13 protein-coding genes are annotated in these 14861 nt (G+C 68.5%); 8 read left to right on the top strand and 5 right to left on the bottom strand.

Annotated features, from left to right (window positions below):
* Positions 1–15: 15 nt before the first annotated feature.
* Together TEP_RS00920 and bioC are read left to right on the top strand one after the other, a co-directional pair.
* Positions 16–795, top strand: a complete 780-nt coding sequence (locus tag TEP_RS00920; protein ID WP_132823731.1) for an SDR family oxidoreductase — start codon at positions 16–18, stop codon at positions 793–795.
* A gap of 12 nt (positions 796–807) precedes the next feature.
* Positions 808–1692: a malonyl-ACP O-methyltransferase BioC gene (gene bioC, locus TEP_RS00915; RefSeq protein WP_025877501.1), complete on the top strand. Its 885-nt coding sequence runs from the start codon at positions 808–810 to the stop codon at positions 1690–1692.
* Positions 1693–1852: 160 nt separating this feature from the next.
* Here the strand turns inward: bioC and TEP_RS00910 are convergent, their stop codons facing one another.
* Both TEP_RS00910 and TEP_RS00905 read right to left on the bottom strand, forming a co-directional pair.
* Entirely contained in the window at positions 1853–2485 is a 633-nt protein-coding gene (locus tag TEP_RS00910; protein ID WP_025877503.1) for a YdcF family protein, read from the bottom strand.
* On the bottom strand, positions 2482–3444 hold the full coding sequence (locus TEP_RS00905; protein WP_132823729.1) for a pyridoxal-phosphate dependent enzyme: 963 nt from the start codon (positions 3442–3444) through the stop codon (positions 2482–2484). The genes TEP_RS00910 and TEP_RS00905 overlap by 4 nt, the downstream gene beginning before the upstream one ends.
* 159 nt (positions 3445–3603) lie before the next feature.
* On the opposite strand from TEP_RS00905, the gene TEP_RS00900 reads away from it, so the two are divergent.
* The 5 genes from TEP_RS00900 to TEP_RS00875 all read left to right on the top strand — a co-directional run bounded on the left by TEP_RS00900 (position 3604) and on the right by TEP_RS00875 (position 10315).
* Positions 3604–4077 carry a hypothetical protein gene (locus tag TEP_RS00900; protein WP_132823728.1) on the top strand — a complete coding sequence of 158 codons (474 nt, stop codon included), beginning with the start codon at positions 3604–3606 and terminating at the stop codon, positions 4075–4077.
* Positions 4078–4635: 558 nt separating this feature from the next.
* Entirely contained in the window at positions 4636–6525 is a 1890-nt protein-coding gene (gene mnmG / locus TEP_RS00895; RefSeq protein WP_080149610.1) for a tRNA uridine-5-carboxymethylaminomethyl(34) synthesis enzyme MnmG, read from the top strand.
* Positions 6526–6628: 103 nt separating this feature from the next.
* The gene (locus TEP_RS00890) at positions 6629–7447 is read left to right on the top strand and encodes a nucleotidyltransferase domain-containing protein (RefSeq protein ID WP_093819423.1); all 819 of its coding nucleotides are present in this window, start codon (positions 6629–6631) and stop codon (positions 7445–7447) included.
* 336 nt (positions 7448–7783) lie between these two features.
* A complete protein-coding gene (ilvD, locus tag TEP_RS00880; RefSeq protein WP_132823726.1) occupies positions 7784–9622 on the top strand; it encodes a dihydroxy-acid dehydratase in 1839 nt (612 codons plus the stop codon).
* Positions 9623–9703: 81 nt separating this feature from the next.
* Entirely contained in the window at positions 9704–10315 is a 612-nt protein-coding gene (locus TEP_RS00875) for a hypothetical protein (RefSeq protein WP_132823725.1), read from the top strand.
* 40 nt (positions 10316–10355) lie between these two features.
* Here the strand turns inward: TEP_RS00875 and dinG are convergent, their stop codons facing one another.
* From dinG to aroE, 3 genes are all read right to left on the bottom strand, one after another.
* Complete coding sequence (gene dinG, locus TEP_RS00870; RefSeq protein ID WP_025877533.1) at positions 10356–12458, bottom strand: ATP-dependent DNA helicase DinG; 2103 nt, start codon at positions 12456–12458, stop codon at positions 10356–10358.
* A gap of 152 nt (positions 12459–12610) precedes the next feature.
* Complete coding sequence (locus TEP_RS00865; protein WP_132823723.1) at positions 12611–12961, bottom strand: hypothetical protein; 351 nt, start codon at positions 12959–12961, stop codon at positions 12611–12613.
* A 3-nt stretch (positions 12962–12964) separates the two neighbouring features.
* Complete coding sequence (gene aroE, locus TEP_RS00860; protein WP_093819437.1) at positions 12965–13810, bottom strand: shikimate dehydrogenase; 846 nt, start codon at positions 13808–13810, stop codon at positions 12965–12967.
* 48 nt (positions 13811–13858) lie between these two features.
* Between aroE and TEP_RS00855 the strand changes: the two genes are divergently transcribed.
* Positions 13859–14722: a PD40 domain-containing protein gene (locus TEP_RS00855; protein WP_132823722.1), complete on the top strand. Its 864-nt coding sequence runs from the start codon at positions 13859–13861 to the stop codon at positions 14720–14722.
* Positions 14723–14861 lie beyond the last annotated feature (139 nt).

Genomic DNA, 14861 nt, shown 5'->3' with positions numbered 1-14861 from the left:
GTGCAGGACTGACGCATGGATCTGGGCATTTCCGGCCGCTGGGCACTGGTCTGCGGCGCCAGCAAGGGGCTTGGCCTGGGCTGCGCGCGCGCATTGGTACGCGAAGGCGTGAACGTGGTCATCGTCGCCCGCGGTGACGCTGCGCTGCAGGCCGCGGCTGAAGAACTGCGTACGCTGCGCGGTGCCGCTGAAGTGCATGCGATCGCCGCCGACGTCACCACCGAGGCGGGCCGCGCCCAGGCGCTGGCCGCCTGCCCGCAGGTCGACATCCTGGTGACCAACGCCGGCGGTCCGCCGCCGGGCGACTTCCGCACGTTCGAGCGCGACGACTGGATCGCCGCGCTCGACGCCAACATGCTGGCACCGATCGCGCTGATCCGCGCCACCGTGGACGCGATGATCGAACGCGGCTTCGGCCGCATCGTCAACATCACCTCGTCATCGGTGAAGGCACCCATCGACGCGCTGGCGCTGTCCAACGGCGCGCGCAGCGGCCTGACCGGCTTCGTCGCCGGGCTGGCGCGGCGCACCGTCGTCCACAACGTCACGATCAACAATCTGCTGCCCGGCCAGTTCGATACCGACCGCCTGCGCGCCAACTTCGCCCACGCCGCCGGCCAGGACGGGGACGTGCAGGCGGTGGCCGAACGCCGCCGCCAGCAGATTCCCGCCGGCCGCTTCGGCACGCCGGACGAATTCGGCGCCGCCTGCGCCTTCCTGTGCAGTGCACAGGCCGGTTACCTCACCGGGCAGAACCTGCTGATCGACGGCGGCGCCTACCCCGGTACGTTCTAAGAGACTTCTGCAATGCCGTCCCACTTCGATGCCCGCCATGTCCGCCGCGCCTTCGCCCGCGCCGCTACCAGCTACGATGCTGCCGCCGCCCTGCAGCGCGAGGTGCAGTCGCGGCTGCTGGAATCGCTGGACTACCTGGAGGCACGCAAGCCGGAGGTGGTGCTGGATATCGGTGCCGGCACCGGCCATGCCAGTGCGCTGATGAAGAAGCGCTGGCCGAAGGCGCAGGTGATCGCGCTGGACGTGGCACTGCCGATGCTCGACCAGGCCAAGCGCCAGGCCGGCTGGTGGAAGCCGTTCCAGCGCCTGGCCGCCGATGCCACGGCGCTGCCGTTGGCCGACAACAGCGTCGATGTGATCTTCAGCAACCTGTGCCTGCAGTGGGTGGACGACCTGCCGGCGGTGTTCGCCGGTTTCCGCCGCGTGCTCAAGCCCGGTGGGCTGCTGGTGTGTTCAACGTTCGGGCCGGAAACGCTGGTCGAGCTCAACGAGGCCTTCGCCGCCGCCGACGACCGCCCGCACGTGAGCCGCTTCGCGCAGATCGCCCAGTTCGGCGATGCGCTGATGATGGCCGGCTTCCGCGATCCGGTACTGGACCGCGACCTGTTCACCCTGACCTACGACGATCTGCCCTCGTTGATGCGCGAGCTGCGCGCGATGGGCGCGACCAACGCACGGGTCGATCGCCGCCATACGTTGACCGGCCGGGGGCGGTTCGCGGCGGCAGCGGCGGCGTACGAACCGATGCGCCGTGCCGATGGCAAGCTGCCCAGCAGCTGGGAAGTAATCTACGCTCATGCCTGGGCGCCGGATCCGGGCGCGCCGATCCGCGAAGGTGGGCATGACATTGCTTCCGTGCCGGTGTCGGCGATCCCGATCCGGCGCAAGCAGACCTGATTCGAAGGCGCCGCCGGGCATGGCCCGGCGCTACCAGCCGACCTTGGTCGGCGCTGTGCTTCCCGTGCCGACCAAGGTCGGCAACTACCAAAGCAGGTCCCGGCCAGGCGCGCGTCATGGGTAGCGCCGGGCCATGCCCGGCGAGCGCAGCGGCAGCCGCTCAGGTATTGGCCGGTGAACTCAACGGCGGCCGTACCAGGTCGCGGTGGAAGAAGTAGATCTCCTGCACCAGGAAGCGCCAGCTGGTATGGAAGCTGCGGAAGCGCGTGCTGGGTGTGGACGAGGCCAACGCCTGGATGCCCAGCGCCTTGCTCAGGCGCAGCGCGCGCGCCATGTGCAGCGGGTCGCTGACGATGATCACCGAATGCAGCTTGCGCTGGTCCATCAGCCGCTTGGCCTCGACCAGGTTCTGCACGGTATTGCGCGAGGCGGTCTCGATGAGGATCGCCTCATCGGGAATGCCGTGCTTGAGCGCATAGCGCCGGGCCACCTGCGATTCCGAGAAGCGCGCACCGGTGCCTCCGTAGCCACCGGTGAAGATCAGCAGTGGCGCGTAGCCGGCGTCGTACAGATCCAGGCCGTGGCGGATGCGCTCTTCAAACACCGGCGAGGGCTTGGCATCGTAGGCCGCCGCACCCAGCACGATGATCGCGTCCGCCTTGGCCGCCTGGTCGCGCTCGCCGACCCAGACGATCCAGGCGGTCACGCCCAGCAGCCAGATCACCAGCAGTACGAACAACCGCCACACCCAACCGAGCAGGCCGGTACGTTCGCGATGGCGGCCGCGGCTCATGGCGCTCCCCAACGCAGGGCAGGCAGATCGACATTGCCGCCGGACAGCACCAGTCCAACGCGCAGGCCGGCGAAGCGCGCAGGCTGCGCAAGCACCGCCGCCAGCACGATCGCCGAGGACGGCTCGACCACCTGCTTGAGCACGTCCCACAGCAGGCGCATCGCCGCCACGGTGGCGGCATCGTCAACCACGATGACCTCGGCGCCCGCGGCCTGCAGCAGCGCGAAGTTGGGGGCGCCGATCAGCGTGCGCAGTCCGTCGCAGATCGTGTCCGGGGTAAATGCCTCCTGGCGCTTGCCGGTCGCCAGCGAACGGGCGGTGTCGTCGGCACCGGCCGGCTCGGCCAGCACCAGCCGCGTACCCGGGCTGGCGCGCTGCAGGGCCAACGCGGTGCCACTGGCCAGGCCACCACCGCCCACCGGCACCACCAGCACGTCGAACGGCTCCTCGCTGTGCAGCAGCTCCAGCGCGGCCGTGCCCTGCCCGGCGATCACCGCGGGGTTGGTGTACGGATGGACCAGAGTGGCGCCGGTATCGGCCTGCACCTTGGCGCAGGTGGCCTCGCGGTCGGCAATGGTGGCCGGGCAGCGCCAGAGGGTGGCGCCATGCCGGGCGATATTGGCCAGCTTGGCGGCCACGGCCCCTTCGGGCACCACCACATGGCAGGGAATGCCCCGTGTGCGGGCAGCCAGCGCCAAGGCGGCACCGTGATTGCCGGAGGAATGGGTCACCACACCGGCACCGGCGTGATCGGCATCCAGCGACCACACCGCATTGCACGCACCGCGGAACTTGAACGCGCCGCCGCGCTGCAGGTGCTCGGCCTTGAACGCCAGTTGCGCACCGGCCAGCGCGTCCAGCGTGCGCGAGCGCAGCACCGGGGTCACGCTGGCATGGGGCGCGATCCGCGCGGCGGCGGCGAGGACGTCATCAGCGCGGGGCAACAGTGAATCGCTCATGACGCAAGATTAACGTATGGCCCCGCGCTGGCGAGGGCGCCATCGGTCATGCCAGCATGCATGCCTACACCGCCATTCATCCTGGCCGGCGGAATTAAGGGCTGATTCAACGCCGGCGGCTGAAGCTGCCTGCATACCCGTCCTCTGGGGGGACCCATCATGAAAACGCGCCTGATGCTTGCCGGTGGCCTGCTGCTGGCCCTGACCGGTTGCACCACGTATGACTATGTCGGTGGCCGCGGCGGCGGTTACTACCACGGCGCACCGTCGGTGGAGTACCGCTACCCCTATGGCTACCCGGCCGACTACGGCTATCCGTATTACGGCGGCGGTGGCTATTACGGCTATGGCGGCCCGTACTACCAGCGGCCGATCTACCGCCCGCCGCACCACAACCACCGCCCGCCACCGCGTCCCGGCAACGGCGGCGAAAACCGCCCGCCACCGCCGCCGCGCCAGAACAATGGCGGCTCGCCCTGGCGCAACATGGATTCGATGCGTCGACCGCCGCAGCCTGCACAGCGGGTCGAGCGCCCCTCGCCGCCGCCGCAGGCGCGTCCGGCTCCGGCTCCGGCTCCGCGTGCGCCGAGGATGAACAGTTCCCCCTGGCGTGCCATGGATCGTGAGAGATAGCGCACAGTTGACGCTTGTTCCATCTTGCATTTCACACGGTCCAAGCCTCAATCTACGCAGGTGGTGACTGCCAGCGTCACAAAGTGACAAAAGCGTTAAGAGCCCGTCCCAAACAGCTCTACGTCGATATCCGACAGGAACATCTGGATCCCCCCTGTTCCGGCCCTGTCGGATGTCGGCACCTTTGAAGGCAAACGGCCCCGCACTGCGGGGCCGTTTGTTGTTGGGGACACCAGGGCGCGCGGGCGGTAGATCCACGCCATGCGTGGATGCCGCGTTCCCAGCCGCCCCAAAAAAACAGGGCCGGACAGTCCCCCGACTGCCGGCCCCTCTGCTTCCCCACCGTGCGCCTGTACCGGCCCCTGTTCCAATTCCGGTCACCAGCGCCTGCGGCGCCAGCCACGGTGGGTGCTATTGGGTTATCTGCAAAAATCCTGCCAACTTTAGGGTTGATTTCGACTCCGGCCGGCCGGCGCCAACGTCCCTGCCCCGATTGGCGCTAAAATCGCCACCCCGGCGCCGTCTCCGGCTGCGCCTGCCCCTTGCTGAACAGCCCCCATGATCGATTCCTTCCATCGTTACGACGTCATCGTCATCGGCGGTGGCCACGCCGGCACCGAGGCCGCGCTGGCTGCGGCCCGTACCGGCGTGCGCACCCTGTTGCTGACCCACAACATCGAAACGGTGGGAGCGATGAGCTGCAACCCGGCCATCGGTGGCATCGGCAAGGGCCATCTGGTCAAGGAAATCGACGCCCTCGGCGGTGCGATGGCGCATGCCGCCGACCGCGCCGGCATCCAGTGGCGCACCCTCAACGCCTCCAAGGGCCCGGCCGTGCGCGCCACCCGCTGCCAGGCCGACCGCAACCTGTACCGCATGGCGATCCGCGCCATCGTCGAGGGCCAGGCCAACCTGACCGTGTTCCAGGCGGCGGTGGATGACCTGGTCATCGAGGGCGACCACGTGCGCGGGGTCATCACCCAGACCGGCCTGCGTTTCGATGCCGAGGCCGTGGTGCTGACCGCCGGCACCTTCCTGGCCGGCAAGATCCACGTCGGCCCGACCCAGTACGCAGCCGGCCGCATGGGCGATCCGCCCGCCACCACGCTGGCTGCACGCCTGCGCGAGCGGCCGTTCCAGGTGGACCGCCTGAAGACCGGCACGCCACCGCGCATCGACGGCCGTTCGCTGGACTACAGCGTGATGGACGAGCAGCCCGGCGACACGCCGCGCCCGGTGATGTCTTTCCTCGGCTCGGTGGATGAGCATCCGCAGCAGGTCAGCTGCTGGATCACCCACACCAGCGAGCAGACCCACCAGATCATCCGCGACGCCCTGCACCGCTCGCCGCTGTACAGCGGCCAGATCGAAGGCATCGGCCCGCGCTACTGCCCCTCCATCGAGGACAAGGTGGTGCGCTTTGCCGAGAAGGCCAGCCACCAGATCTTCGTCGAGCCCGAAGGCCTGGGCATCGTCGAGATCTATCCCAACGGCATTTCCACCTCGCTGCCGTTCGACGTGCAGCTGGAGATGGTGCGCAGCATCCGTGGTTTCCAGAACGCGCACATCACACGCCCCGGCTATGCCATCGAGTACGACTTCTTCGATCCACGCGGGCTGAAGGCCTCGCTGGAAACCAAGCTGGTCAACGGCCTGTTCTTCGCCGGCCAGATCAACGGCACCACCGGTTATGAAGAAGCAGCCGCACAGGGCCTGCTGGCCGGCCTCAACGCCGCTCGCCAGGTGCGTGGCCTCGAGGGCTGGTGCCCGCGTCGCGACGAAGCCTACCTCGGCGTGCTGGTGGATGACCTGATCACCCACGGCACCAACGAGCCGTACCGCATGTTCACCAGCCGCGCCGAGTACCGCCTGCAGCTGCGCGAAGACAATGCCGACCAGCGCCTGACCCCGGCCGGCCGCGACATGGGCCTGGTCGATGATCGTCGCTGGCGGGCCTTCGAAACCAAGCAGGCTGCCGTGGCCGCCGAGCGCACGCGCCTGGGCGCGCTGTGGGCCACGCCGGCCAATGCGCTGGGCCGCGAAGTGCAGGAAACGCTGGGCGTGGCGGTCAGCCGCGAAACCAACGTGCTGGACCTGATCAAGCGCCCGGAACTGGATTACGCGCAGCTGATGCGGGTGCCCTCGCTCGGCCCGGCCGTGGCCGATGGCAAGGTGGCCGAACAGGTGGAAATCGGGGTGAAGTACGCCGGTTACCTGGATCGCCAGCGCGAGGAGATCGAGCGCCAGCAGCGCCATGAAGCAACGCCGATTGCCGGCGATTTTGACTACGCCATCGTGCGCGGGCTGTCGGCCGAAGCGCTGCAGAAGCTCGAGCGCGTGCGTCCGCAGACCATCGGCCAGGCCCAGCGCATTCCGGGCATGACCCCGGCGGCGATCTCGCTGCTGCTGGTGCACCTGGAGCGCGCACGGCGCGGACGCGTGGCATAGCCCCGATGATCGCGTGCGCCGGGCATGGCCTGGCGCTACACGTATCCGCCTGCTGCCTGTAGAGTCGATGGGCTCGACGCAACAACAGCAGGAGCTTCCTTGCATGGACGACATCCATCCGATCGCGGCGGACAAGCGCGCCGCCATCCTGGCCACCCTGGCCGACATCGAACGCACGCACGACGTGCGCGTGCTGCTGGCCTGCGAATCGGGCAGCCGCGGCTGGGGTTTCTCGTCGCCGGACAGCGACTACGATGCACGCTTCATCTACGTGCACCGCCAGCCCTGGTACCTGAGTGTCAACGAGAGCACCGGGCCGGGCGAGGCGCAGCGCGATGTGATCGAACTGCCGATCGACGACGAGCTGGACGTCAGCGGCTGGGATTTGCGCAAGGCACTGCGGCTGGTATCCAAGTCGAACCCGACGCTGATCGAATGGCTGCGTTCGCCGATCATCTACCAGCAGAACGATGCCGCCGTGGCGCAGCTCTGGGAGGCTGCCCAGCGCTTCTACTCGCCGCTGGGCAGCTGGTGGCACTACATGAGCATGGCGCGCACCACCTACAGCCGACATCTCGGCGGCGGGGCCATCAGCACCAAGAAGTATCTGTACGTGCTGCGCGCGCTGCTGGCCTGCCAGTGGATCGAAAGCGAGTCCAGCCCGCCGCCCATGGCATTCGAGCATCTGCTGGAGCGTTTGCTGCCGGATGGCCCGGTACGCGGGGCGATCGAAGCGCTGCTGGTGGTCAAGCGTGCCAGCGCCGAAGTGACGGCCGGTCCCCGCATCATCGCCATCAGCGACTACATCGACCAGGAAATGGCCACGCGCGCCGAGGGTCCGCAGCTGCCCGCCGGGCATGGCGATGGTCCATGGCTGGATGCCCTGTTCCGGCAGATGCTGGCCGAACACGCGCAGCACTAAGGGGTGTCCGGTGGCGGGGGCGTGAGCGCCATGGGCCCGAGGCATGCCTCGGGCGGGTTGGGCAGGACGCCCAACCCTGGTCTTGCCGTGTGCGCAGGAGAGCGCACACGAGCAAGGCGCGACCGAGCCTACATGGACGTATTTACGGCGTCCCCCGCCACCGGACCCACCCCGCCATCCCGCGGATAGCCCGCTTTTGATTTTGACGTTGACGTTGATTCGGCAGGTGCAGGGCGCAGCCCTGCCGGACCGTCTCCGGTGGTTGCAGCAGCAACCGAAAAAATTGGCCATGATCAACCGACCCCCACGTCGTACGGCCCGCCCGTTCCGCCAGCCATGCCCGAATACCGCTCCCGCACCTCCACCGCCGGCCGCAACATGGCCGGTGCCCGCGCCCTGTGGCGTGCCACCGGCATGAAGGATGGCGACTTCCACAAGCCGATCATCGCCATCGCCAACTCCTTCACCCAGTTCGTGCCCGGCCACGTGCACCTGAAGGACCTTGGCCAGCTGGTCGCGCGCGAGATCGAACAGGTTGGCGGCGTCGCCAAGGAATTCAACACCATCGCCGTGGACGACGGCATCGCCATGGGCCACGACGGCATGCTGTACTCGCTGCCCAGCCGCGAGATCATCGCCGACGCCGTCGAATACATGGTCAATGCCCACTGCGCCGATGCGCTGGTGTGCATCAGCAACTGCGACAAGATCACCCCCGGCATGCTGATGGCGGCGCTGCGCCTGGACATCCCGGTGGTGTTCGTCTCCGGCGGACCAATGGAAGCCGGCAAGACCAAGCTGTCCGAGCACAAGCTTGACCTGGTCGACGCGATGGTCGTCGCTGCCGATGACAGCGCTTCGGACGAGAAGGTCGCCGACTACGAGCGCAGCGCCTGCCCCACCTGTGGCTCGTGCTCGGGCATGTTCACCGCCAACTCGATGAACTGCCTGACCGAAGCACTGGGCCTGTCGCTGCCCGGCAACGGCACCACCCTGGCCACGCATGCCGACCGCGAAGCGTTGTTCCGTCGCGCCGGCCGCCTGATCGTCGAACTCTGCCACCGCTGGTATGGCGGCGAAGACCCGCGTGCGCTGCCGCGTGGCATCGCCACCCAGGCCGCGTTCGCCAATGCCATGACCCTGGACATCGCCATGGGCGGCTCGACCAATACCATCCTGCACCTGCTGGCCGCTGCGCAGGAAGGCGAGGTCGACTTCGACCTGACCCACATCGATGCGCTGTCGCGGCGCGTGCCGCAGCTGTGCAAGGTGGCACCGAACACGCCGAAGTACCACATCGAGGACGTGCACCGCGCCGGTGGTGTGTTCGGCATCCTCGGTGAACTGGATCGCGCCGGCCTGCTGAATACCTCGGTGCCGACCGTGCACAGCGCCACGCTCGGCGAAGCACTGGATCGCTGGGACGTGATGCGCAGCGACAACGACACCCTGCACACCTTCTTCAAGGCCGGTCCCGCCGGCATTCCCACCCAGGAGGCCTTCAGCCAGGCCACGCGCTGGCCGTCGCTGGACCGGGATCGCGCCGAAGGCTGCATCCGCTCGCTGCAGCATGCGTACTCACTGGAAGGCGGCCTCGCCGTGTTGCGCGGCAATCTGGCCGTGGATGGCTGCGTGGTGAAGACCGCCGGCGTGGACGAGTCGATCCACGTGTTCGAAGGCCCCGCGCGCGTTTACGAAAGCCAGGACGCTGCCGTGGCCGGCATTCTTGCCGATGAAGTGAAGCCCGGCGACGTGGTGGTGATCCGCTACGAAGGCCCGAAGGGCGGCCCGGGCATGCAGGAGATGCTGTACCCGACCAGCTACCTGAAGTCGAAAGGCCTGGGCAAGCAGTGCGCACTGCTGACCGACGGCCGATTCTCCGGTGGCACCTCGGGCCTGTCGATCGGCCACGTTTCGCCGGAAGCGGCCAGCGGCGGTGTGATCGGACTGGTGGAGGATGGTGACCGCATCCGCATCGACATCCCGGCGCGGCGCATCGACCTGCTGGTGGCTGAGGCGACGCTGGTCCAGCGCCGCGCCGACGCCGATGCACGGGGCTGGAAGCCGCGCGCACCGCGACCACGCAAAGTCACCAGCGCGTTGAAGGCCTATGCCCTGCTGGCCACCAGTGCCGACAAGGGCGCCGTGCGTAACACCGCCCTGCTGGGCGACTGAAGACGGTAGTGCCGGCCGCTGGCCGGCAGCCTCCCTCGTAGTCCGCTAAGGTATCCCGATATCACCGACACGGAGGTTGTGATGACGTCACTTTTCCTCGCCCTGGCCGTGGCCATGGGCGCGAGCGCCGAACCGCCGCAGGCCCCTGACTGCAGCTACGACCGCGCGGCGATGCTGGCGATGGAACCGGGCATGTTCGACCAGGACATGGACGGGGGCTGGCGCCCGCTGGCCGATCGCGGCTGCACCCAGGAAGCCGCGGACCTGCTGGCCGCGTATGCGACATTGCCCAAGGCGACGGGCAACACCACCCTCATCTGGCACGAAGGGCAGCTGCGCGCGGAGCTTGGGCAAACCGCGCAGGCGATCGCGCTGATGCAGCGCACCTACAAGCCGAAGGACACCGACCCCGGCTATTGGAACGCCTACGTGGACGGCACGATCGCGTTCCTGCGGCGTGATCGCGGCGGACTGGAAAAGGCACGTGCCGCGCTGGTCGCGATACCGACGCCACCCACGATGGCGGAGAACATCAAGAACGGTCGTTTCCACTTCACTACCAAAGGCGGGCAGCAGGTGGATGCCCCTTGGCCGCCGAATCTCGATGTGCTCGATGCCTTCCTGCGCTGCTTCGACCGCGATTACCACAATGCGATGGGCAACCCGGCCTGCCGGAAGCCGGAAGGCGGTTGAGGCTCTCCGCCGGGCATGGCCCGGCGCTACCAGTGCGGGGTCAGCCGATGGTGCGCTTGAACGGCGGCAGCGCGTCGATGATGCGCTTGCCGTAACGGCGGGTCAGCAGGCGCGAGTCGAGGATGATCACCCGCCCGGTGTCGGTGGAGGTGCGGATCAGGCGGCCGGCGAACTGGGTCAGCGTGCGCAGCGCATGCGGGATCGCGATCAGGTTGAACGCATTGAGCCCACGCGCTTCCACCCATTCGCTCAGGGTGGCGGTCTGCGGATCGGTCGGCACCGCGAACGGTACCTGGGTGATCACCACCGTGGTGCAGGCCTCACCGGGAAGATCCAGGCCTTCGCCGAACGAGTTCAGCCCGAACAGCACCGACCCCTCGCCGGCGGCGACACGGCGCAGGTGTTCGTCGATCATGCGCGTCTTCGACATCTCGCCCTGCACCAGCACCTGCTTGCGTTTGGCGGCCGGCATCAGCCCCGCCACCTTCTCCATCTTCCAGCGCGAGGTGAACAGCACCATCGAGCCCTTCGTCCAATCCAGTTCCTTGCCGATGTAGCGCGCCACTTCGCGCGGGTGGCCTTCGCGGTCATCGGGCGTAACCGGGAACGGCGGCACGATCAGCTCGGCCTGGTTGGGCAGGTCGAACGGCGAGGACAGCGAGACCATCTCGGCGGTTTCGGGGATGCCGTTGTCGATCGCCAGCGCCTGGAAGTCGCCGCCACCGGTCAGCGTCGCCGAGGTCATCACCACCGAATCCACTTCATCCCACAACAGCTTGCGCAGCACGTGCGCGGCCGACACCGGCGAGCCGTGCAGCACCAGGTCGCCATCGCGGGTGGCGGTCACCCAGCGCGCCATCGGGGGCGCGCCTTCCTTGTCTTCGCGGCGCCAGACCTGCCACAGGTTGTACTGCTGCTCGATCATCTCCAGGGCCATGCCGAGGTTGCGCTGCAGGCGCTCGCGCGCCGGATCGTCCGGCTTGCCCTTGGCGACCTGCGCGGTGGCCGCGTGCGCCCAGTTGTAGAGGCTGCGGGTATCGTCGGCCAGCGCCTCGATCGGCTCGCGCCAGGCCTCGGGCAGGCGTCCATTGGCCGCGCGCCACATCGGTTCCTCGTCGGCCGGCGCCGGCATCCATACCGCCTCGACGTGGTCGCGGAACGCACGCAGGCCCTTGGCCACGTTGCTGGCCGCGTCGATGGCTTCGTTCGGCAGCAGGTTGCCGAGGCGATCCTTGTCGACCGCGCGGTAGGCACCGGCGATCAGGATCTGCAGGCGGCCGGTGCGCTTGGCCATTTCATCCAATGCCAGGCTGGCCGCGCCCTGGTCGATGGCCACGTTGCCCACGTGGTGGCCTTCGTCGAGTACCAGCAGCATGTCCGACGGCGCGGCGATCATCGGCTGGCCGTTGTCGCTGTCACCAATGGACAGCGCCGACAGCAGCAGCGCGTGGTTGGTGACCACGATCTGCGCATCGCGCACGGTGTTGCGCGAGCGCAGCACCGCGCACTGCGCCGAGTACGCGCAGCGTCGCCCCGCGCAGCCTGAGGCCGGGGTGGTGATGCGGCTGCGCAGGCCAGGACTGATGGTTTCCGGTGCGTTGTCGATGTCGCCGTCCCAGCTGCCGCTGGTGAAGGCCACGGTGAGGCGCTTGGCGATGTCCATCTCGATCGGCGCCAGCGGGCGGTCGAACAGCGGCTGCTCGTCCTCGAACATGCCGTTCTGCGCGCCCTCGCCGTGCGCCTCGGCGGCGTTGCGCGTGCACAGGTAGCGGGTGCGGCCCTTGGCCAGGGCAACGGTCGCCTCCAGGCCAGTGGCCTTGAGGAAGTTCGGAATATCGCGCTCGACCAGCTGCGACTGCAGCGCCACGGTACCGGTGCTGATCACCAGCTTCTTCTTGCTGGCCAGGGCAATCGGCACCCCGGCGGTCAGGTAGCCCAGGCTCTTGCCAACGCCGGTCGGCGCCTCGACCACGCCCACGCCACCGCTGGTGGACAGCGCACGCGACACCACGCCGATCATCTGGCTCTGCGAGCGGCGGGTGGAGAAGCCGGGGGTGTTGGCCTGCAGCGTTGTGTACGCCTTGCGGATCGCGTCCTTCAAGGTGTCATCGAGCTTGCGTGGAGCGGCGACGGTTTCGGTCACGCCAGAACTACCGTAGCGGGGTCAGGCCGGCCATTGTCGCATGGCCGGCCACGGGCTCCGAGGCGCGGGCGCTGAACAGGGTCAGCCGCGTCGCACGATGGCTGGATGCACGCCCCGCAACGCTACCGACGCGGCCAAGGCCGCCATCGGAGTCAGGGTGTAGCGGCGCGCAGCCGCAGCAACCGTACCAGCGCCCAGACCAGCAGGACCGTGCCGACGGCATCGAGCATCGCCAGGCCGAAGTGCACCACGCCCAGCACGGTGCTCAGCTGCGAGATCGCGCCGAAGTCGCCGTTGCTGACCATCCACATCGGCACCAGGTTGGCCAGCTGGCTGCCCATGCTGGACGCCAGCAACAGCAGCAGGCCGGTCAGCGCGCCGGTGCGTGCCGGATCGCGCGGCGCGCCCATCACCCAGACCAGGCCGACACACAGGGCAATCAGCACCGGCAGGCGCACGCCGACCATGGTCAGCAGGGAGACCATCAGAGCCTGGGTATCCATCGATCAGTCCTGCCCGGCGAAGGCGCCGGCACCGGCGCGCAGCTGCTGGTAGACCTCGTCGGTCTGCGGGCGTACGGCATGCCACTGCAGGAAGCTCTCCGCCGCCTGCTCGACCAGCATACCCAGGCCATCGACCGTGTTGCGGCACTGCGCGGCGCGCGCCCACGCCAGGAAGGCGATGGCGGCCTCGCCGTAGTTCAGGTCGACGGCCGTGGTCATCGAGTTGACCAGCGACAGCGGCAGCTTGAACTCGGCGTCGCGATCGCGGCCGGCCGAGGTGGCGTTGACGATCAGTTCGAAATCACCGAGGTCGCGCAGATCGTCCCAGTAGCGGCTGAGCGCGCGGCCCGGCTCGCCCATGGCATCGATCAGTTCATCGGCACGTTCCGGCGTGCGGTTGACCACCACCAGTTCGGTGATGCCGGCATCCAGCAGCGCCGGAGCGACGCTGCGCGCCGAACCACCGGCGCCCAGCAGCAGCACGCGGCGGCCGCGCAGGTCCAGGCTGTGGCGGTCGGTGAGGTCGCGCACCAGGCCGATGCCATCGGTGGTGTCACCGTGCCAGCGGTCGCCCTTGCGCAGCAGGGTGTTGACCGAGCCGGCGCGGCGCGCGCGTGCGGTCAGCGTAGTGCACACCGAGAACGCCGCTTCCTTGTGCGGCGAGGTGACGTTGGCACCGACCCCGCCTTCGGAGGCGAACGCCTCCAGCCCGGCCAGGAATGCGTCCGGGGCGAGATCGATGCTGCGGTAGTCGAGGGAGATGCCTTCCTGGCGACCGAACGCCGCATGGATCTGCGGCGACTTCGAGTGGGCGACGGGGTGTCCGAAGACGGCGTAACGATCGGTCATGGAATCCTCAAGCTGGCTAGACTGGTGCTCTTTCGTGCATGGACCTGGATGATGCGTATCGCCCCGACCCTGCTGGTGCTCGCCGCCAGTCTACTCTCTGCCCCGGTGGCGATGGCGTTGAACGAGTACGGCATCGAAGGCATGGGCGTGGTCTCCACCCGTGCCGATGAAGGCCGGGCCACGATCAGCGCCGATGGCCAGCGCATCGTCTTCGCCCGCCGTGGCGAGGCCGGCTGGGGGCTGTGGCAGGCGAGCGTGGTCGACGGCCGCTGGCAGCAGGCGCAGGCGTTGCCGCTGGCGGTGTCCGGCGAGGTGCGCGATCCGTATTTCAGCCGCGATGGCCGCTGGCTGCTGTTCGCCGCAGGCCGCGAGGGCCGGTCGGGGCTGTACCGGGCGGCGATCGCCGCCGATGGCAGCGTGGGGGCGCCGCAAGCGCTGGCTGGCGATGGTGGCCGCCATGAAGAGCGCGGACCGGCCTTGAGCGCGGACGGGCGACAGCTGCTGTTTGCCCGCCAGCAGGGCCGTGGTGCCGGCTGGGACCTGTTCGTGGCCACGCTGGACGCGCAGGGCGTGCGAGGCCCGGCGACGGCATTGCAGGCATTGAACAGCCCCGCCGATGAAACCGATGGCGACTGGCTGGGCAGCGCTGGCGCGGTGGCCTTCAGCCGTGGCAGCGGTGACACCGCGCAGGTCTGGACCAGCGGTTGTGCATGGACGGGCGCTGCGCTGCAGCCGATCGGACTGTCGTTCAACCAGGCCAGCGGCTGGACCGGCGCGCCGGTGGTCGACAACGCCAAGCCGGGCGAAATGATGGTGGCCAGCAGCGCGGCGAAGTCGCCCCGCGCCGGTGGCGTGGATGTATACCGGCTGGCCGTACCGAAGGTGGCGGCAGTGCCCGGGTGCATGCAGTAGATCCACGCCATGCGTGGATGAGCGTTCGGTGGATACCGACCGCCCCCCGCTCCGGTAGGTGCCGACCTTGGTCGGCACAGAAACAGAACCGCCAACCAAGGTTGGCGACTACCAGTAGATCCACGCCAAGCGTGGATGG

The organism is Stenotrophomonas sp. TEPEL (genome assembly GCF_004348785.1).
Taxonomy (GTDB): domain Bacteria; phylum Pseudomonadota; class Gammaproteobacteria; order Xanthomonadales; family Xanthomonadaceae; genus Stenotrophomonas; species Stenotrophomonas indicatrix.
This window is presented reverse-complemented; position numbering and strand designations above follow the sequence as displayed.

Bases quoted from the DNA above. Each gene is read 5' to 3' on its own strand.
- TEP_RS00920 (WP_132823731.1), top strand. From the start codon at position 16: ATGGATCTGGGCATTTCCGGCCGCTGGGCACTGGTCTGCGGCGCCAGC.
- bioC (WP_025877501.1), top strand. From the start codon at position 808: ATGCCGTCCCACTTCGATGCCCGCCATGTCCGCCGCGCCTTCGCCCGC.
- TEP_RS00910 (WP_025877503.1), bottom strand. From the start codon at position 2,485: ATGAGCCGCGGCCGCCATCGCGAACGTACCGGCCTGCTCGGTTGGGTG.
- TEP_RS00905 (WP_132823729.1), bottom strand. From the start codon at position 3,444: ATGAGCGATTCACTGTTGCCCCGCGCTGATGACGTCCTCGCCGCCGCC.
- TEP_RS00900 (WP_132823728.1), top strand. From the start codon at position 3,604: ATGAAAACGCGCCTGATGCTTGCCGGTGGCCTGCTGCTGGCCCTGACC.
- mnmG (WP_080149610.1), top strand. From the start codon at position 4,636: ATGATCGATTCCTTCCATCGTTACGACGTCATCGTCATCGGCGGTGGC.
- TEP_RS00890 (WP_093819423.1), top strand. From the start codon at position 6,629: ATGGACGACATCCATCCGATCGCGGCGGACAAGCGCGCCGCCATCCTG.
- ilvD (WP_132823726.1), top strand. From the start codon at position 7,784: ATGCCCGAATACCGCTCCCGCACCTCCACCGCCGGCCGCAACATGGCC.
- TEP_RS00875 (WP_132823725.1), top strand. From the start codon at position 9,704: ATGACGTCACTTTTCCTCGCCCTGGCCGTGGCCATGGGCGCGAGCGCC.
- TEP_RS00865 (WP_132823723.1), bottom strand. From the start codon at position 12,961: ATGGATACCCAGGCTCTGATGGTCTCCCTGCTGACCATGGTCGGCGTG.
- aroE (WP_093819437.1), bottom strand. From the start codon at position 13,810: ATGACCGATCGTTACGCCGTCTTCGGACACCCCGTCGCCCACTCGAAG.
- TEP_RS00855 (WP_132823722.1), top strand. From the start codon at position 13,859: ATGATGCGTATCGCCCCGACCCTGCTGGTGCTCGCCGCCAGTCTACTC.